Origin of the sequence: Dechloromonas sp. CZR5, assembly GCF_008711155.1 — a bacterium.
Lineage (GTDB): Bacteria > Pseudomonadota > Gammaproteobacteria > Burkholderiales > Rhodocyclaceae > Azonexus.
Window position 1 is genome coordinate 593,720 of sequence record NZ_VUYQ01000003.1, and the last position, 19,512, is coordinate 613,231.

The 19,512-nt window shown below is 49.5% G+C and carries 17 protein-coding genes; 4 read left to right on the top strand and 13 right to left on the bottom strand.

Annotation, left to right across the window (positions count from 1 at the left end; all coding sequences use genetic code 11):
• From F1002_RS11730 to F1002_RS11745, 4 genes are all read left to right on the top strand, one after another.
• Positions 1-1,122 carry a TIGR03088 family PEP-CTERM/XrtA system glycosyltransferase gene (locus F1002_RS11730; protein WP_150429197.1) on the top strand — a complete coding sequence of 374 codons (1,122 nt, stop codon included), beginning with the start codon at positions 1-3 and terminating at the stop codon, positions 1,120-1,122.
• 17 nt (positions 1,123-1,139) lie between these two features.
• A complete protein-coding gene (locus tag F1002_RS11735; protein ID WP_150429198.1) occupies positions 1,140-2,468 on the top strand; it encodes a right-handed parallel beta-helix repeat-containing protein in 1,329 nt (442 codons plus the stop codon).
• Positions 2,469-2,534: 66 nt separating this feature from the next.
• A complete protein-coding gene (locus F1002_RS11740; RefSeq protein ID WP_150429199.1) occupies positions 2,535-3,728 on the top strand; it encodes a hypothetical protein in 1,194 nt (397 codons plus the stop codon).
• Entirely contained in the window at positions 3,721-4,653 is a 933-nt protein-coding gene (locus F1002_RS11745; RefSeq protein WP_191090379.1) for an AAC(3) family N-acetyltransferase, read from the top strand. Before F1002_RS11740 ends, F1002_RS11745 begins: the two co-directional genes overlap by 8 nt.
• 3 nt (positions 4,654-4,656) lie before the next feature.
• Here the strand turns inward: F1002_RS11745 and F1002_RS11750 are convergent, their stop codons facing one another.
• Genes F1002_RS11750 through F1002_RS11810 form a run of 13 tightly spaced genes read right to left on the bottom strand, consistent with a single transcriptional unit; the run spans position 4,657 to position 19,436 of the window.
• Positions 4,657-5,790 carry a N(5)-(carboxyethyl)ornithine synthase gene (locus F1002_RS11750; RefSeq protein ID WP_150429201.1) on the bottom strand — a complete coding sequence of 378 codons (1,134 nt, stop codon included), beginning with the start codon at positions 5,788-5,790 and terminating at the stop codon, positions 4,657-4,659.
• 20 nt (positions 5,791-5,810) lie between these two features.
• Complete coding sequence (locus F1002_RS11755; protein WP_150429202.1) at positions 5,811-7,520, bottom strand: hypothetical protein; 1,710 nt, start codon at positions 7,518-7,520, stop codon at positions 5,811-5,813.
• Positions 7,517-8,980: an oligosaccharide flippase family protein gene (locus tag F1002_RS11760; protein ID WP_191090380.1), complete on the bottom strand. Its 1,464-nt coding sequence runs from the start codon at positions 8,978-8,980 to the stop codon at positions 7,517-7,519. Before F1002_RS11760 ends, F1002_RS11755 begins: the two co-directional genes overlap by 4 nt.
• Before the next feature lie 12 nt (positions 8,981-8,992).
• On the bottom strand, positions 8,993-9,649 hold the full coding sequence (locus tag F1002_RS11765; RefSeq protein WP_150429204.1) for a GNAT family N-acetyltransferase: 657 nt from the start codon (positions 9,647-9,649) through the stop codon (positions 8,993-8,995).
• A gap of 22 nt (positions 9,650-9,671) precedes the next feature.
• On the bottom strand, positions 9,672-11,354 hold the full coding sequence (locus tag F1002_RS11770; protein WP_150429205.1) for a hypothetical protein: 1,683 nt from the start codon (positions 11,352-11,354) through the stop codon (positions 9,672-9,674).
• Between the two features lie 39 nt (positions 11,355-11,393).
• Positions 11,394-12,479: an acyltransferase gene (locus F1002_RS11775; RefSeq protein WP_150429206.1), complete on the bottom strand. Its 1,086-nt coding sequence runs from the start codon at positions 12,477-12,479 to the stop codon at positions 11,394-11,396.
• Positions 12,472-13,722, bottom strand: coding sequence for a glycosyltransferase (locus F1002_RS11780; protein WP_191090381.1), 1,251 nt, complete (start codon positions 13,720-13,722; stop codon positions 12,472-12,474). Before F1002_RS11780 ends, F1002_RS11775 begins: the two co-directional genes overlap by 8 nt.
• Complete coding sequence (locus F1002_RS11785; RefSeq protein WP_150429208.1) at positions 13,719-14,687, bottom strand: polysaccharide deacetylase family protein; 969 nt, start codon at positions 14,685-14,687, stop codon at positions 13,719-13,721. The genes F1002_RS11780 and F1002_RS11785 overlap by 4 nt, the downstream gene beginning before the upstream one ends.
• On the bottom strand, positions 14,680-16,032 hold the full coding sequence (locus F1002_RS11790) for a putative O-glycosylation ligase, exosortase A system-associated (RefSeq protein ID WP_150429209.1): 1,353 nt from the start codon (positions 16,030-16,032) through the stop codon (positions 14,680-14,682). Before F1002_RS11790 ends, F1002_RS11785 begins: the two co-directional genes overlap by 8 nt.
• Positions 16,025-17,248: a TIGR04063 family PEP-CTERM/XrtA system glycosyltransferase gene (locus F1002_RS11795; RefSeq protein WP_150429210.1), complete on the bottom strand. Its 1,224-nt coding sequence runs from the start codon at positions 17,246-17,248 to the stop codon at positions 16,025-16,027. Before F1002_RS11795 ends, F1002_RS11790 begins: the two co-directional genes overlap by 8 nt.
• A gap of 10 nt (positions 17,249-17,258) precedes the next feature.
• Positions 17,259-18,071, bottom strand: coding sequence for a glycosyltransferase family 2 protein (locus F1002_RS11800; RefSeq protein WP_223879560.1), 813 nt, complete (start codon positions 18,069-18,071; stop codon positions 17,259-17,261).
• A complete protein-coding gene (locus F1002_RS11805; RefSeq protein ID WP_150429211.1) occupies positions 18,064-18,243 on the bottom strand; it encodes a hypothetical protein in 180 nt (59 codons plus the stop codon). Before F1002_RS11805 ends, F1002_RS11800 begins: the two co-directional genes overlap by 8 nt.
• Positions 18,243-19,436 (bottom strand): glycosyltransferase, encoded by a 1,194-nt coding sequence (locus tag F1002_RS11810; protein WP_150429212.1) that lies wholly within the window; start codon positions 19,434-19,436, stop codon positions 18,243-18,245. The genes F1002_RS11805 and F1002_RS11810 overlap by 1 nt, the downstream gene beginning before the upstream one ends.
• Between the last annotated feature and the right edge of the window lie 76 nt (positions 19,437-19,512).

A 19,512-nucleotide genomic window follows, 5' to 3' on the forward strand; every position in this document is an offset into this window, starting at 1 on the left:
ATGAAGCGCCGCCGAATCGTCCACGTCGTCTACAGCTTTGCCATCGGAGGGTTGGAGAACGTCATCGTTCAACTCATCAACCGTCTCCCGGCAGAGCGCTACGAGCACATCGTCCTCTCATTAACGACAATCAGCGACTTCAAGGACCGCATCGAACGTCCTGATGTGCAGTTCATTGCGCTGAACAAGCAACCGGGGCATGCCATTCCGCTGTACCCAAAGATCTACCGCTTGCTTAGGCAACTGAAACCAGACGTCCTTCATACCTGCAACCTTGCTGCGCTTGAACTCGTTCCGCTCGGCTGGCTTGCTCGCATTCCGTCACGCATCCACGCCGAACATGGCTGGGATGCGCACGACCCGAACGGCACAAATCCCCGTTACATCAAGGTCAGAAAACTCTACAAGCCTTTCGTCAGCCATTACATCGCCGTCTCCAAGGATCTCAACGACTATCTGGAACACGCCATCGGCATCCCGGCCACACGCCGCTCGCTGATTGCCAATGGCGTCGATACGGATATCTTCCGACCGGCCGAATGCACACCGCCGGCAGCTCGCGGGTGCCCCTTTCAACCCGGCAAACACTGGCTGCTCGGCACCGTCGGGCGCATGCAAACCGTCAAGAATCAACCCTATCTCGCCCGTGCCTTCATTCGGCTGCGTCACGAACATCCTGAAGCCATCGACCGCTTGCGCCTGGTCCTCATCGGCGAAGGCCCCCTGCGAGGTGAAGTCGAACGCATCCTGCGCGAAGGCAATGCCCTTGACGCTGCGTGGCTCCCCGGCCCACGTGATGACATTCCCGACCTCCTGCGCCAGCTCGATTGTTTTGTCCTGCCATCGCAAGCAGAAGGCACCTCCTGTACCTTGCAAGAAGCGATGGCCAGCGGCTTACCCTGTATCGCCACTGCTGTCGGAGGCACACCCAAACTCATCCAGGATGGCCAGAACGGACGCCTCATTTCTCCGGATGACGACCAGGCGCTTGCCAACGCACTTTGGCAACTCCACAGCCAACCCGACCTTGCGCGACAGTTCGGCCTCGCCGCGCGTCAAACAGCGCTCGATTCATTTGCCATAAACGGCATGATGCGCGACTATGCTCGCCTGTTCTCCTGACGCCTGATGTGGCCTCCATGCGGCTTGCCGACATACTTCTTCCCCGCCTACTGCTAACGTTTTCCCTTGGCTTCGTTGCATTGTCACCGCAACTGGCCAACGCCCACAGTGGTCTACCGCCGGAGCCCGCCTACCTGGGTGAAATCCGGCGCGGTACCGATGGGAATCTCACTGTCACTCCGTCGGACAACAGCAGTACGGCTGAAGCCCCTGGCCAGCGAGTCCTGCGTGTTGGTCTCCGACAAACCTACGCCACGATTGCCGCTGCAGCCCGTGCAGCCCGTGACGGTGATACCGTCGAAATCGACAGTGGCGACTATGTAGGCGACGTCGCCATCTGGAATCAGGATAACCTCATCATTCGCGGCGTTGGCGGCCCCGTCCGTCTCTTTGCCAATGGGCGCCACGTTGAACGCAAAGGAATCTGGATCGTGCGCGGTGGCCGCATCACGGTCGAGAATCTCAGCTTTCACGACAGTAAGGTCGAACACAGGAACGGCGCCGGTATCCGCTTTGAAAAAGGCCACCTTATCATCCGCAACTGTGGATTCTTCGACAACGAGAACGGCATCCTCACCCACAATGACGAAACGTCGGAACTCGACATCGAAAATAGCGAATTTGCCCGCAACGGCTATGGCGATGGTCAGACCCACAATATTTACGTCGGCAGTATCAAGCGCTTTCGCATGACCGGTAGCTACTCCCATCACGCAAATGTAGGCCAGCTCGTCAAATCCCGCGCCCGTGAAAGCCACATTGTCTACAATCGCCTCACCGACGAAACCGGTCGAGCCAGCTATGAAATCGATCTCCCCAGCGGCGGGATTGCTTACGTTATCGGCAACATCATTCAACAAGGCCCCAACGCCACCAACGGGCACTTGATCTCATTCGGTGTCGAAGGCTACAAATGGAATGAGAACACCCTCTACCTGATCAACAATACGCTCATCGACAACCGTCCCAGTGGCGGCTGGTTCCTGCTACTCAAATCCGGCCCGGCCAGCGTCCATGCCGTCAACAACCTTCTCCACGGCCCCGATACCCTGAACCCCGCCGATCGCCCCAACGCCAAAACCAAACCTGATGGCCAACTACCTGGCATCTACGAGAACAATCAGCGAGTCAGGCTAGATGAGTTCGTCCACCCCGAAAACTATGATTACGCCCTGAAACCAGCCTCACGCCTGCGTAATACAGCCATCGCGGTAGGCAAACCTGCCCTGACTGTAAAGCAGCAGTACCGGCACCCCATGGGGCTGATGGATATTTCAAAGCCGGTTCGCCATCCAGGGGCCATCCAGATTGATACTAACGCGCAGAATCAGAATAGCGCTCTGTGAAAAACCCCCTACCAAATCCAGACCGGCTACCTCAAGATTCCACTCAACAATTTTCCCCGTACCCCCATGCTGAACAAACTCAAATCTGCCCTCTTCGGTTCCGCCAAGCCTGTATTGACCGAACTCGCCGTTTCCGAGCAGAAACTCGATCATCAAGGCTTGCCACATGACGTTCCACCTCATCATCAAGAGGCTATCAATGCGGCGCTGGCCTGGCTCTGTACCGCGCAGGACAACTCCGCTTCTGCCGACGGTGGCGTGGCCCGCGACTATAGTCTGATCAAGGGCTGGGCAACCTCCTACCCCGAAACAACCGGCTACATCATTCCTACCTTCATTGACCTTGCCAAACGTACTGGCAACGAAACGCTGCACGAACGCGCCCGTCGCATGCTCGACTGGTGCGTAAAAATCCAGTTTCCCGAAGGTGGATTTCAAGGTGGCAAGATCGATGCAACACCAAAGGTTCCGGTCACCTTCAACACCGGCCAGATTCTGCTCGGACTCGCCGCCGGCGCCCGTCAATATGATGAGCCTAGCTATCTTCAAGCCATGCACAAAGCTGCTGCCTGGCTGCGCGATGATCTCGATACAGACGGCTGCTGGCGCAAACATCCGACACCGTTTGCCGCACCCGGTGAAAAAGCCTACGAGACCCATGTGGCCTGGGGGCTCTTTGAAGCTGAACGGGTTGCTCCTGGCCAGGGCTATGGCGAAGCGGGACTGCGCCAAGTCGACTGGGCCCTCACCAAACAGGCTGCGAATGGCTGGTTTGCATCCAATTGCCTGACGAATCCAAAGGCACCGCTGACCCACACCATCGGATACGTTTTGCGTGGCGTCATCGAGGGCTACCTGCTTTCCCGTCGTCCCGACTTGCTGGCTGCAGCGAGAAAAACGGCCGATGGTCTGCTACCGGCCATCCAGGCCGATGGCCGTCTTCCCGGCCGGCTGGATGCATCATGGCAAGGTGCGGTCAACTACGTCTGTCTGACTGGGTCCGTTCAGATTGCTCACTGTCTCTTCCTGCTATACCGGGAAACTGGCAAGCAAGCCTATCTGGAGGCTGGACGCAAGCTCACGGCATACGTCCGGAGCACCATCAGACTCGACGGCGCTTCCGACCAGAAGGGCGGGATCAAAGGCTCTTTCCCGGTGAATGGAGACTATGGTCAGTGGGAGTATCTGAACTGGGCAGCAAAATTCTTCATTGATGCCAATTTGCTCGAAATGGACATACAAGGAGAGGACCATGCTTGATGGGCTGAAAAAGACGATCAAGCGCATCATCGGCAAGGTCCAGCAAAAGCGTCGTGAAGAAGAACTCAAACAAAGCCAGCCACACGTTACTGCCGCCCAGATCACTGCCGACCTGAAAACGATGGGCATTGAACCAGGCGACATCCTCTTCATCCATTCGTCCCTAAAAAGTCTGGGCTACGTCGACGGTGGCCCAAAGGCCGTCATTCAGGGGCTACTGGATGCCGTTGGCCCGGAGGGGACACTGCTCCTGCCGACCTATTACATGCCCGGCGGCTCTATCCTCGGCACTTGCCAACTGGAGAGCTACGTCTTTGACCCACGCATCCATGGCACCAACATGGGGGCGCTGCCTGAGGCATTTTTGCAGTTTTCAGGCGTTCACCGCAGCATTCATCCGACCCACTCGGTATCGGCCATCGGCAAGCACGCAAAGTACCTGACTGAAGCCCACCAGCAGGCCCCCTCCGTCTTCGGCAAAGGATCCCCTTGGCAACGGTTTCATGAGCTGAATGGCAAAGTACTCGGCATTGGAATTTCCATGGGGCCGGTCACCTTCTATCACCTGCTTGAAGATACCTTGGGCGACGCCTTTCCTGTTTCTGTCTGGATGGAAAATACCTACCAAATCCCGTGTAAAGGCTGGAACGGAGAGGACTACCTTGTCCCGGTACGCCCCTATCGCCCCGAGGTCACTCCGCACCGTATCGACTATAAATCGCGCGACGATCTTCGGTCTTTCATGTACGAGTCCCTGAAGTGCAGCGGGCTACTCTTTTCCGGACAAGTTGGGCTAGCCAAAGCATGGTTTATTCGAGCAGAACATTTCTATGGACAGCTTGAAAAGCTGTCCCAAAAAGGAATCACGATTTATACGCCGCCAGAGACTCTAGCTCGAATTAAACCTGACACAATCGTGCAATAGTCTTCAGGTTCGATAGCGATGGGGATACTCCGCATCGCGGTGTTGAAAACGCAGAATGTTTTCGTTTAACACCTTGCCATCTCTGATCTCAATAGCGTTCCTTAGCTCGCTAACCTCGTCCCAAGCGGCTTGTCCGGCCATCACTGCCGGTAGATAGGGTAGAAGCGCCTTGGAAATCTCCCGCGATGCAGCGCTCCAAAGATAGCTTGGTGTGTGATCGACAGAATAATAGGTAATCCCGTCCCCAACGGTAAAGACAGGATCGCCAAAGGTAGTTGGCTCCGCAAATGGGAAGCCCATCCCTTTGTCGCAGCTTATATCGACGATCATGGCATTTTTCTTGAACAACCCCAGTTCATCGGCCTGAACATACATGATCGGGTCATTGGTATCCTGGAGCACGCAGTTGCAGATCAAGTCCGCTTCCGAAATCAATTTTTTGAGTAAGGTCTGCTGTTGGCTTGAATCAACCGCGTAAAGCACTCCATCAACACTTTTGAGTGTTGAAAAATATACATCCGGGTGCTTGTCCGCTACCAGATGGCTAGGTCTTCTCGTTAAAACCAGAATGTTGTTGAAACCACGGCTATGAAGTGCGTGAATTGCCCCACGCGCCACAGAACCATAACCCAGGATCAGAACGAATCGCCTGGGCCCATAAAAACCATCAATTCCTTTGATTTGCAGTGCGTGGTGAACGGCACAATAACCTGCTAGCTCATTATTTTTATAAAAAATGTGCATCTGCTTTTCATTGCCACGACTCCAGCTGTGCATAGCCTCCCATGCGATCAGTGTCAATTTTCGGTCAATCGCTGCTTGGGCAATTGCATGTTGCTGAACACAATGCGGCCAGCCCCAAAGAACCTGCCCTTCACGCATTTCCAGCAAATCCTCGGGAAGCGGCTTGGGAAATATCAGCAAATCCGAATTTACCAATATTTTTTGTCGAGAATCAATCTTGGCTCCCAAATCGAGAAAGTATTCATCTGGATAACCAAAATCAAGGCCATACCCTCTCTCGAACACCAAAAACTCCCGTAGCTCAGGCGCTATCCATGGCAGGTGTTCGGGATATATGGGTACTCTCCGCTCGAATAACTTTCTTGATGTCTTGACAATGCCTGTCTGCAACATATCCACCTCTACCACATAAATTATTGTAAGAAATAACCTGTTCTGGTCTCTGAACGTAGATATCTCGCCAACGTCTCAAACAGCCACGGCTTACTGTATCTAGTTGCTAAACGGCTTCTGAAAAGAGAAAAGAAAAATTTATTTCTATCATTAACACGAGATCCAATTAATTCAATAATCTCTTCAGAAAATAAATATTGGCGTTCGGCGGCATCAAGTTGATTGGCGAAATCTTGTGGAACTGGAGGAAGGACTGCAGGCATTGCCCGTGACCCCGGAATGGAAAAACAATCGGGATAATATTTTTCTAGGCAATATTTTTGGAAAAAAACCCGATATTTCTCTCCTGGATAAAACTCCAGAGTTTTTCTGACATGTCCAAGTTCTAGATATGGAAAAACAACCAGACTTCCAGGTGCCTGGTTCATTAAAATCCAAGGCGAAATCGAACGGCGAGTACGGAGCAACAAGAACGCCAGTTCACACTGATTCGGCCCCGACGGGAGCGAATCCAAATAATCTCGATACCCCTTTCTGTAGTCGTCATAGACCGCTCCCTGATATCCCAAGGCACGAGCAAAGCCCGGCTTCGCCGTCTCATTGAACAGGATATCAATATTATTTTTATAGTCGACATGAAACCTTGGAAACACGAAGCCAGAGTTTCCCAAGGCGTCGCCACCCAAGCCGTCGTAAATACAGGCAGCAGTACTATTCTCTCTCAAGGCCTCGAAGAGAGCCATGGACCATCCATGCATGAGACTTTCGCTACCGATCAAGAGGTCACGCCGCGCCAAATCTGCCGCCAATCCTTCGGGAGTCCGAGCAGGAACCAAGCGATTTGGTCGTCCAAATCGCCTCGCCACTTCGGGGCCAAACCGGCCATCAATATCAAAGTATCGGTCGCCAATACGCTTGAAGGCCTGAGCTGTAATGGTTTCAAAATCAACATTCGACTCATTCAAATAGCCGAATATCCGCCTTGAGTCATAGCCACTGGACAGCGGCAAAACAATATCGCCATGCGTCAGCGCAATGCAACGCTGCATGGACTCTCGAAAAGCTGACTCTACCTCCTGAGCGGCCTCATCGTCGATTAAACGATCACCTTGCCCCAAGTCATTCCAACTGCCCCAAGGCTGCCAGATAACACGGCCGCTCGCATCAATGCGAGCCTGCATAGCAGGAGGAAAGCGTTTTATGTCGACATGGCAAGTATGCTGATCAAAAGAAAAACCATAATTGAGTAGCGAAATCTCGCCACTGGTATCCAACTCATCACCAGGCTGCCTTAAAAGAACGTTGTGGCTTGACAGGAAAAATATGCCATTATCGATTCGATAAAACAGAGGTGATACACCAAACAAATCTGATCGTACAATCAACGATCTCGAATGCTTGCAGTAACGAATGAAGGCAAAAACACCATTCTCCAACGATTTTGGATGAATTTCTGTTATACGACCATCGTAACTCGAAATACAAACATCTAATTCGTAGCCACGAAAAATCGTGACAGCATCGCTTGATTCAATAGCCAAGGATGACGAATGGTGTTTGGATAACGAAGACAAACAAACGAAACCAGGCGTTTTGACTAAATCTATACATGCATTGTCTGCAATATCAAGTTGTAATTCCGTGCCATCGATAGCCATGGCAACGAAAAAAAACTCAACATCCTTGAAATTATTTTCAAGCCAAGCAAAATTGCATGCATTCGTGTTCACTTGCCAAACCTTTCCTTGAGGCGCTCAAAGACATACATCTCAGGCCCTGCCGGCCTTGACTGCAGCAACCAGAGAAAGACTACTGTGACACCATATACCAACGCCCCGGTTAAAGCTGTAATCATAAATCTGGAAACTTCGTTGCGATCTGAAATAGCACCAAAAACAAAATAAACGATAAACAACGTCATTGCAATTGACGCAAGAACAGGACGAATAGAATTGGCAAAAAGATCTTTTATTTGCGCTTGAGGAACAAGCTTCTTGAATACGTAATACCCAAAAATCGTACCAAGTCCAAGACAGACCAAGCGCATCAAAGCGACATTCTCCATCGTAATCGGCCATGGGCTAAACGAAAATGCAAAACCAAACAAACAAAGCTGAACAAACGAAATCCACATGACTACTTTAAAAAAACCATTCGCCATCATCAGATAATTTGGCGCACTAATAACAGAAGAGGTTATATTAAAAAATGCAACGATCTGAAGTGCCCCTACGACAAAAATCCATTTCTCACCTAAAAGAATGCGCACCGTCTCATCGGCCAACAAGCATAAACCAATAGAAACTGGAATCGTGATTAACAAATGAATCCCTTGTGTCAGGTTCATTATTCTAAGCTGCTCGTGTATATCATCGCGCGCTCTGGTGAGCATTGGAAACAGGACTCGATTGATAGGACTCAATACTTCCGAGCTTGGTAAATCGGCCACTTCGCAAGCGACTGTATAGCCTCCCATAGAAGTCGTGTTTGTTCCCCCTCCCAGAAGAACCTTGTGAAAATTGCCATCAACGTACATAAAAATATTCTTAAGCATCAAAAATATCGACACCCCCATCATTTCCGATACTTTTTCCAAACTCAGCCGTGGACGCATCGGGTGCATCCAAAAACTCAACGCGACGCCAAAGAGACGCATCGTGACCGTACCAATTACAAGCGCAAAATAGGAACGAAGCGCTAGCGCAAGTCCGATGGTGACAAAAAAACCGAAAATTCGCCTAGTGAATAGGTAGCGAAACTCCTGAGAGAAACGCATCTCCCTTTGAAAATTAACTACACCAACGTTTTCAAATGTAGCCACCCAACCTGCGAAAGCCAAACCGATTAATACAAACTGAACGCGTTCGTCACCAAAATATTGTGCTACAAATGGAGAGGCCGACGATAGAAGTAAAAACAGGAGAAACCCTTGGAGAATTCTCACCGTCCAACCTGTATTGTAGTGAGCTGATGATGGATTTCTTGCTTGAATTAGAAAGACATTGACACCGACGTCAAGCATCGCTTCAGCCAAACCAATGACTATGGATGCCATTGCAATGAGTCCGAAATCCTCCGGCATCAATAATCGCGCGAGAATCAAGGTACTAACAAAGCCGATCAGGCGATCAATCCAGCGCAACGAAACAACAATAATGGCACTCTTCAGAGGCGAATCCCCTAATTTCAAGATGCAGCCCCTTCAATCACGAGCCGCAACATGTTTGTCTGTGCGACCTAGAAAACGAACATCAAGCGGAAAAGGGTTCACGCTAGCGCAGGAATGGCTACAGCCAGACTCTGAAAAATAGGTATAAAAACGAAACAACCCAAGTCTGAAAAATCTAACGCCAAGATAATAATAAAAGCCAAGCCGAGCAAATACTTTTCTGATGGACACATTACGATTATCACAACAAATATATATCCGACAAAACCCTTCTCTCTGCAATTTATCCGAAACAAGCTCCAATAACCGGCTTGAATAGCCTTTTCCTCGGAATTCGTTTTTCACTATAACATGCGATAAATAAACAGATTTTTGCGGGATCGCCGCCTTGATATCAATAAACTCTAGATCAATATCGCAGAATTGCGCCCAACAACTTGCAACAACAACACCACTGTCTTGAAGCAAGAAAAAGCGATGCAACGGATTATTAATAAGCTGACGCGCTTCTTTAATCGTTAGCCATCCAAAAATCTCATTATCAGAAACATCGTTCTCAACTTCGCGCAGATTCATAGTATTCGAATCATGAACTAAATCAATTTTTTTATCCAAACAAAAAAAAGAATATCCGCCAATCTTAAACACAAAGCCAAGACGACTAAAGTAATAAAAAACATTCTTAAGCATAAAATTCACCAAGAGAAACAGATCACTTCCACCTGAATGAAGAAAAATACCTATTAATTCTCAAAAGCTGTTTAAATATATAACTATTTTTATACAACCCAAGAAACGCACCACAGCATAATATAATTAATATAATCCCATGAACCCCATTCCTCCGCGTCGACAGATTAATTGATTTCAAGGTAAAAAACGCCCATCGGCCTGCATCACGCTTGTTATTTTCACGCTCATATCCCCACTGAGAAATTCCACGATTCTCATCATCTGGGATTGGACAAGCGATCGAACCTGGGTAGGACTGCCAAGGAACAATTTTTATAATAGGTGACAAACGCCCCAATAAGCGATAATAATAACCATGCCCGATCATTTCTTTACTAATTACTGGAATACGGAGGGCTGCATTGATTACTCGGCGATCATAATAGGGCAATAACAACTCCCTCGTTTCACCGAGCATCCCGGAAAAATACTCGTGCAAATGTCGCCTGAGATCATTAATTATATAGAGAATATAGACTGCCTTAACTTCCCGTTCCAAACCAATATGCTCAAGTTGAACACGCAACCCATCTCGACATGCATCTATAACCTGAGTTCTAAATTCGTTGCCGGCGATATATTTGGACGGTTGCTGATGGATCATCAAACTAACGAAATCGTTCAAACCAGTACACTGAAAAATCTGGGGCTTTATCTCGATAAAGCCAAAAATTTCTCCACCACCATCTCCGGAAAAAATTTTTTTGGGCGGCAAACCACGCTGGGCAGAGTTCAGGGAAAATGACGTTGTTTCACCCTGAGAAAGGCAGTGGTATTGTTTTTTGAATTCGTTAACACGAAGATTAATACCTGATAATTCCGAGAATTTTTCTGCGAAAATCCGATCCAATGTCCCGGCAAGCGAGTAATTCGCTGCAGTCACTTGATGACCTGCATCAACTAACTCCGAGACAATCACACGAGAGTCCAACCCCCCGCTGAGCAAGGCCGCTTGGGTATCTCCTGGTTGAATTCGATCATTGATAGCCGCCTTGATGGCCAAAGCACTGGCTTCCAAGCTGGATTCGACAGTCTTAAATGTCTCCAGTTCTGCGGGAAAGCGCTCGTAATAAGCAACTTCAAACTCTCCTCGAGAACAGCGAATATACTCTCCACCCTGAAGAACCTTGATCTCCTTAGCCAACGTTCTATCGGCCAACGGATACCCAAAGCAAAAATCTTCGCTAGCCGCCTGAAAATCCAGCGTACAAGGCTTTGGAATAAGACACCTTATCAGCTCAAAGGAAGTACTAAAGATTAGTATTCCTTCATAAACTGTGTGAAAAAGCGGTCGTCCTCCGAGAAAATCTGTTGCTAACCATAACTCGTCACCTAATGCCGCGAAAGCAAACGTTCCATTTGCTTTCTTGAGCATCGATTTGATCAGTTCGCCAGAAAGATCAGCTACTCCCAAAGCAAGTTCGGTAACCGCTTTTTGAGACTCCCTGTCTACCAAATCACCACAGAGAGCAACACTGACTTTGGAGTTTTTCTTACTAGACGTAAACGCATTGGAAACCAGAAATGCTCTGTCCTGATGCCAGGATTCCATCTGAAAGCAGCCAACTATTTGAGTGGCTTCCCGCAGCAACCCGTCCTTTATTTTACCGCGGCAATCTTCGGATCCTGAAAAATCAAAGTAACCAAAAAAATGATTGAGCATAGAATGACTTAAAAGGTTAACCAGCCATTAATAATATTATTACGCCAACTTAGACTCGATCCATCGCTTTAAAATCAAATATTTCTTCTCTGTAAATAACGAAAACACGAAGCAAGCCATTAGAACAAAAATCACAACAGGAATTGCTGAAAATTCATTCTGACCAACATGAATATTCATTCTCTTCAGGATATTCAATAGCGGAAAGTGATATATGTATAGAGAGAATGTCATAGCGGCAATTGCCGAAACATATCGAACCATGCGATCAGAAAAAAAACAATTGCCTCCCATCAAAAATCGAGTAGAAAATATGTTTACAGCAACACATAACGCCAAAATATAATCGGTAACAAACCGCTGCGAATTTCCTAACCGCCAAAAGCCAGGTATGTTGTTATGCAAATAATCTTTTATAAAATGATCCACACCTGAATTTATTATAAAATAACCCGCGAAAAAGCTACCAAAAAAGATCACAACCAAGACCGGACGTTTCAATGAACAGCTATTTCTTAAGGATGACAAACGTACCCCAAGCAACCATATAGGCATGAGCAACAGAATAGCTGGCCCAGCAATCAAACATACCAAGCCTAGAATGTAAATACGCGCAACGCCTTTATAGTAAACGAAACACCCAAACAGAATGTAATACCATACTTCGTAGCATAGCGACCAATAGGGGCCATTCCAGGGTACCTTTGCCCCCAACCCCCAAGACTCATTCAAAAACAAAATGGGGCCTAAAAAATTCACCCAAGTAACATCCTGAGACAAATAATCAGGAAATTGGCCAGAACCGTAACTAAAAATCCCCTTTGAAATAAAACTTAGAAGCAAAGCGGGGATTGCAACAGAATATATTCGAGCAGCCCTTGCTGAAATATATGATTTCCCGTCATATCCTTTTGCGGTCGAATTCGCGATTACCAATCCTGACAACACAAAAAAATAGATTACTGCACTGTGTGCATATCCTGAAAAAAATCCATCCTCAGGATAAAGTCCAAATTGCTTCATGTGATCAAGCAGAACTGCCATCGCAGCAATGAATCGCGCCAAGTCAAGATAGACGGATAAATTCCGGTCCAGAAAAACAGGACTACTTTCAGTTCTATTCACTAACCAACTCTTGGAAACAGGAGGCCAAGGTCACCGCTTGGCTACCTCTCGAGAAACGGAATGCACTTGATGCGCGGGCGCTTTCCTGGCGCTGGAAATCCGGGCTTGATGATCTTTCCAGGAACACGCCCACAGAATGTTGGATTTCGGCAGCTGAATCAATGTTCGCACCGATGTAGGCATCGAAATCGCCAAGAATACGTGCCGTGTCTCCCTGTGGATCAACCAAGCCCAAAATTGGCTTCCCAGTCCTAAGATACTCATATATTTTGGCTGGTATCTGGGCATTGAACTGCTTTCCCTGAAACACCAGAAGGAGATCTGCCCCTAGCATCTCGCTGATAGCCTCCCTGTACGGGATCGGCGGAGCAATCTCGACAACATCCGAAAGACCAAAAGTTGCTGCCAACTGCGCAACTTCGTTACCGTGATGCGGTGCCCTAAATCGAATTTTCAATCGACTACGCTCAACTGCACGGCTACTGATTGACTGGGCAATGGCTTGGAAAAATGCAGCAGGATTTCGATCGCGAGGGTAGATGATCCCGCTGTGCAGCATCAGCAACTGCCCTTTGCCCACGCCATCTCTCTTGGCCACGTTCCCGGCAAATGCCTCTTCATCATAACCATTCTCGATCACGTGACATTTCTGAGCAAAATCCGGATAACGCTGACGATAGGTTTCAGCAGCACGTTCGGTCGTGAATACACAGCGTTTGGCATGGCGAAACACTTCTCGCTCCAGCCACTGCCATACACGACGCTGCAGCGGGTTGCTTGGGTAGTCACCATTGATCATCGGATCGCGGAAATCAGCAACCCAAGGCAAACCGGACAAACGACTCAGTGTCAATCCGATCAGATGCGCAGTACTGATCGGATAAGTGCTCCAAATAACGCTGGGTTTCTCATGGCGAATTTGCCGCAATCCACTTAGCACCCCACCAATCCACCATGCAGACCAACGATCCGGCAAGGCCACAATCCCGGGATATTTGCGTTTGATTCCAAAATGCTTGGCCGCATCCAGCGCAAATGCCCGTACGACCTGAACCTCAGGCGGAATACTCGCCAGCAAATCATCACTGCAACTCTCGTAAGCCCGGGGATGTGCCGAGAGCACCAAGGGAGTCCAATTATTCTTTGGGAGATATTTGACAAAATTGAGTGTCCTCTGAATCCCGCTGCTCCCAGCCTGAGGCGGGAAGTGAAAAGCTATCATCAATACTTTATTGTTATTCATACCTTCACCATTTGGGGTGAGACACGCATATTGCGTAAAAACTGCAATGCACTTCTCCATGAAGAGCGCGCCCAAGGGGTAAAGCGTGGCAGTTGAAAAAGGTCTGTATCGCTGCGAGAAACGCCCGGGGCCGTAGTGACTGCGTAGCGGTAGCCAACAGCTTCAACAAGCGCCACGTGACTGGCGTTGAAATCACAGTCCGGGCGGCCGTTTGGATACGCAAATGCCGTTACCGGCTCCCGGAGGATGCCTTCCAACTCTTCTTTGCAGCCGCCAATTTCGTCCTTGGCCTGAGTGGCATCGCAAGAGGTAAGAATAGGATGATGCCGAGAATGTCCACCGATTTGAAAGCCCGCGTCGCGTAGACGAATCAGATCTGCCGATCTGAAAGGCCGATAGTCTCCGCTCAATGGCAAGTCGGCTTCAAGTACAGCAATTGCCGCCTCTCGTTCTGCTAAGGGTAAATACTTGAGCTGGTTCTGCACTGCAATTATCGTTTGAGCCAAACCAATCTCCGCGCCTGTGCCGGTAGCGAAGTTAAATCCATGAGGCAGCCTATCCACCCCACGCTTCGCCAAGGCAACGGCGACACGCTCGTGCCAGAACGGCTTCGAACAGTTAAGTTGAGCACTGGTTACAAAAAACGTAGCTGGAACTTTGTGCGCCAAGAGTGCTGGTACGACATGATCGAACCAATCAGCATAGCCATCATCAAAAGAAAGAACCGCTGATCGCGGTGGTAAATCGTGACTCTTTAAACGGTGAATGGCTTCTTCAAGCGGCAGGAAATTAAACCACTCCTTGAACTGCTCCAACCCCCAGGAAAAATCGCTAGCCAGTACCTCCCCTTCAATATATTTTGGCGCGCAAAGTGGGACTTTATGGTACTGAAGTATTGTTAATGCACCATTCGATGCACTATTTAACTTTCGTCGAATTACCGCATTGAACATAGCCTCAACCATCCAAATTTATTTTTCTGTTCAATGAGAGACTAGATTGGGCACTTTTTTTCGACGCCGCATCAGAAAAGACCTGGATATGCTTGTGGAGCACAGCCAACAGCATGACAATAACATAAAACAACTCCAGGTAGCCCAGACTGACGCCAGCCCCACCAATACAGTAAGCAACAAGCGCCAATCTCAATGCATCGGCAAGATCTCGAGCCCAAATTAAATTCTCTTCTCCAGCCGTAAGCTTCCGAATTCGACCTGCAGTCAAAAATCCATTTATGATTATTGAAATAAAAATTAAAAATCCAACCAGACCAAGATCACCAAGTATTTCAAAGTAGATGCTGTGAGCGGCTCTCGGATGCTGAGCATCCGGCAAAGGTGTTGATATAAACGAAAGAAAATCCAGTTTATAAATGAATTCCTGCCATACTGGAGCAGCTTGAATTGCGTGCAAGCCGCCACCAAATACCGGGTTTGCAAGTGCAACAGCGGTGCTGACTTTCCATGCAATAACTCGCCCCATGAATGACTCGTCAGCATCAGCAGTCTTTATTGTTTCTATACGACTGAACCACTCTTCAGGCGCCATTTGAAATGCCAGAAATGAAATAACCGCCAGAAGAAAAAAGGAAAACACCTTTCTGCGCGCGGTGAATGCATACCATAAACCGACAACGGAGAGACAGAGAAAGCCTCCGCGAGAATGGGTGGCAACAATTGCAAGTACGGTCAAAACCAGCCCAGCAGTGGCAGCATATTTTGCAATCTGTGTTTTGAGGTGAATCATCAAAAAAATCAGCAACGGCAGGACCATTCCCATACCAACGGCAAAATGGTTGTTATCACTCAACATTGAAGTTTCGATACCACGAACCTTGTGAGCCCCCCCGCTGGAAATAAGCTTTAGACCTTCGACTACACCATGAAAACCCAACGCCAAACATATAACCAGGACTAATGCATGGATTCGAAGACGTGTGCTGACAAAAATTGGCATCATCAACACAAAAAACATTGCCTTGATGAATCCTTCGTAAACCTGAATGTTCCACGGATTATTATCGTAGCCAAACAAAGCAGAAAGGCTCACATGGAACATGAAAGCAATTAACAATAACGTAGAGCTATTGGCACTGATCTTGCCCTTTAAATCCACTTTCCCTAATAGCCAAAGTCCGATTGCGATCGCTGCAAAAATCAGGTTGTAACGCAGCCCCTGCATAAATCCGAATAGATAATAAACAGGCGACAAAAGCGCTGTCCAACCCCACAAAAGATAAGCGTTATAGCTGTTCTTGAATGCGAGTGGCACCAAGGCTAGCATTGCGAAGAACATCGCAATGTCACGCATCGTCACGCCCCATTACTCGACGAGCGCCGCCGTAGACCTGTACGTAGTTGGCAACACTATTTGTCCAGTTGCGCTCGTTGCGAACAAATGACAGCCCATTTTCGCAGAGGGTCTGTTGAAAATCTGGCCGACCAATGAGCCCATTAATCGCTTCGATCAAGGCTTCACGGTTGTCAGCCTTGAACAACACACCGGTCACGCCATCCTCGACCAGTTCATGGTGACCACCAACATCAGATGCGATAAACACCTTGCGTTGGGCCATGGCTTCCAATGGTTTGAGCGGTGTCACCAGTTCAGTGAGACGGAGGGATTTTCTTGGATACACGAGAATATCGATCACCGAGTAATAGCGCTCAACCTCGGCAAAGGGGACTTTGCCGGTAAAGATCACTGCGCTCTGCAGCCCCAATCGTTCAGTTTGCTGGCGTAGAACCTGATCCTGCATGCCCCCACCGACAAGCAACAACTTGATGTTCGGATTCTGCTGCAGGAGGTCCGGCATGGCTGCGATCAGGAGATCCAGCCCTTCATAATCATAAAAGGAACCGATAAATCCCAATGTGTTTCCGGCCACAAAATCGTATTGCGCGGCCAGAGCTTCATCCCGAGGCATTTCCTTGGAAAATCTCTCATATTCGACAGCATTGGGGATGACTGTAATCGGTGCCTTGCAAAGCCCACGCGCTTCAATATCACGCTTGAGTCCTTCGCAAATTGTCGTAACACGGTTGGCTCGTTTGAAAACATAGTTTTCCAGGCCGCGGGTCAGCTTATAACGCAATCCGCCTTCGCTGCTGGTACCTTGGTCTACCGCAGCATCCTCCCAGAAAGCACGCACTTCATAAACAAGTGGCAAGCCAAAACGCTTCGCCGCCAGATGGGCTGCAACACCATTCAATGCCGGCGAGTGTGCGTGCAGCACATCGGGCTTGAGAGTCGGAATCAACTGACACAAGCGGGCGTAAACCAGCCATATCGTCCAGAATTGCTTGATGACAGGCAAGCGTCCCCAGATTGAGGGGCGATCTGCAGTGCGGTAAAAGGTCATGCCGCTCACAACTTCTTCAGCGTCGGCTGTCGAGTTTTGTCGGGGACCTGTGACCGGATAAACAATCCAGCCACGCGCTCGTTGTTGCTGGAGGATGGCCCAGCTACGGGAGGAATAACCATCCTGCAAAGGGAGCGAATGATCGAAAACGTGCAGAATTTTCATGGGATAGATATCAGGCAAAACGCCGGAGCCGGCGGTACAGAGCGCTCAACCCGAACCCGTAGCGGTGCTTCAGGAAAAGATACAACAACCCCTTGGCGTGTCGGATCGTGAATTTGTTTATCCCGGCCAGGCCCTTTGGCCGGGATATTTCCTGCGCGTCATGGACGACAGAAACCCCGGGGTAGTAGTGAACCTGATATCCGGCACGCCAAAGGCGAATGCAATAATCGACGTCTTCGGGTGAGTAGAAGATGCGTTCATCGAGTAGCCCCGTTGCTTCAACGGCTGCCTTGCTCAGCAACCAGCAGGCTGAAATGGCGTAGTCGACCGGGCCGGCTTCCGCCGGCGATTCGCGCTTCTCAAGCTCACGCAAGGCGAAGTACCGCTTGATCTTTCGCGATACGGTTGGAAAGACGTCGACGCTCAATTGAAAACGCCCATCCGGATAAATAAGCTTTGGCGCGACGAGTCCGGCTTTCGGGTTACCCGCCTGATAGGCCAGCATGGCAAGCAATGCCTCCGGATTCATATAGGCATCCGAATCGAGCACGAGAACGGACCGACCCTGGGCCGCACGGAGGGCAAGATTGCGGGAGCGCGTCGTACCGGTATTCTCGGTGAGGTAAAAAACCTTCAAACGCTCACCAAACCGCGCCTGCAAGCCCTTGAGGATATCGACACTGCCATCGATTGAGCCATTTTCGACGACAAATACCTCGCCCTTGAGGCTTGCAGCGTCATAGCTTGCCATCAGACTACAAACACAGGTTTCGATGTAGCGCTTCGAATTGAACGATAGAACGACGGCTGATACGTCAATCATTATTTTTGGCCCCGTTACCGTTGACCGTAGCAGTCTTGTTGACAGGCAGTTTCATGCTGAAAATTCCCAACTGGGCGTGCTTCATCGCCTCATTATCACGGTCATTTCGATTAACCAGAATCAGTAGCCAAATCACGCAGATTACGTCGATGAGGTAAAGCAAGCCTTCCATTAATCCCTGCTCCCACAAACCTTGTCGAAGAGTGCCAACTGTTGCCGTGTGGTTTCCTCCCAGGAAAAACCCTCGGCATAGCGTCGTGTTGCGGCAGGATCCGGATAGTTCGCAAGCAGTCGATCAAGTGCTGCCATCAAGCCCGGCACATCGCGCGACTTGGCAAGTTGGCCGGCATCCGCACTGGCGACGACCTCCGGCGTACCGTTAACGGCCGTTGCAACGACCGGTGTCCCGGATGCCATAGACTCCAGCAGGACATTGGCCCAGCCCTCCCGACTGGAGGCAAGGAAGGTCACGTCTGCGGCACTAAACCACAAGTGCAGCTTGTCGTTGGGCTGCTGCCCGACAAGTTGCAGACGATCCTCAACACCGAGCAATTTCGCGCGCGCTTCGAGTTCAGCGTGCATCGGCCCTGCACCGACGATAAGCAGATGGGCGTCAGTACGCGCTGCCAGCATATCGACCAGCAGATGATGCCCCTTCAATTCGATCAAATTACCTACCGAAATCCAGAGCATCCCGGAATGCCTTATGCCCAAGGCTTGACGTGCCGCGCTGCGGTTAACCGGAAAAAAACGCTGCAGATCGACACCATTCCGAATGCTGTGTACCTGTTCACGATCAGCGCCGAGTTCAATCAACTGCTCGGCCAAATCTCGGCACACGCCAATGTTGGCGTTGGCCTTGGTGATCGTGCTGCGCAAAAAGTTGGCAGGCGCCCTGAACTGCCGATAGAGGTTGATATCCGATCCTCGCGCGGTGCAGATAAACGGCTTTCCGATTTTCTCCGCAATGATTGATGCTGCGACACCATCGGGATAATAGAAATGTGCGTCGATCAGGTCGAAATCAAACCCGTCGCGAATAATTTTCCGAATCGTCGGCAAAGCGCCTGCGGCTAGCACATAAGGCGCGATGTTCTGCCCGACTTTTGGAGGAAGAAAGTATCTCGGGTGGAAAACCTCCAGCCCGTTCCGCTGCTCGAAACGAGGCGTCGCGGCCATTTTCGCGTAACTGCCGAAAGCCGGATTTGAGGAGGGAAACCATGGGACCGGTGCGACAACCTTGCTTTGGACACGACCGCTCTTCAGCAACTCGCGCAAACGCGTTTCAACAAACACTCCGTGAACAGGTCGAATACTGCTGGGGTACAAGGTCGAGAACAGGAGGGTTTTGAACGTTGATGCCATGAACAATAGAGTTTCCCTGCCAAATACCCGGCCAGGCCTGCAGAAGGTTTGAAGCAACGAGGGCGTATTGTACGTT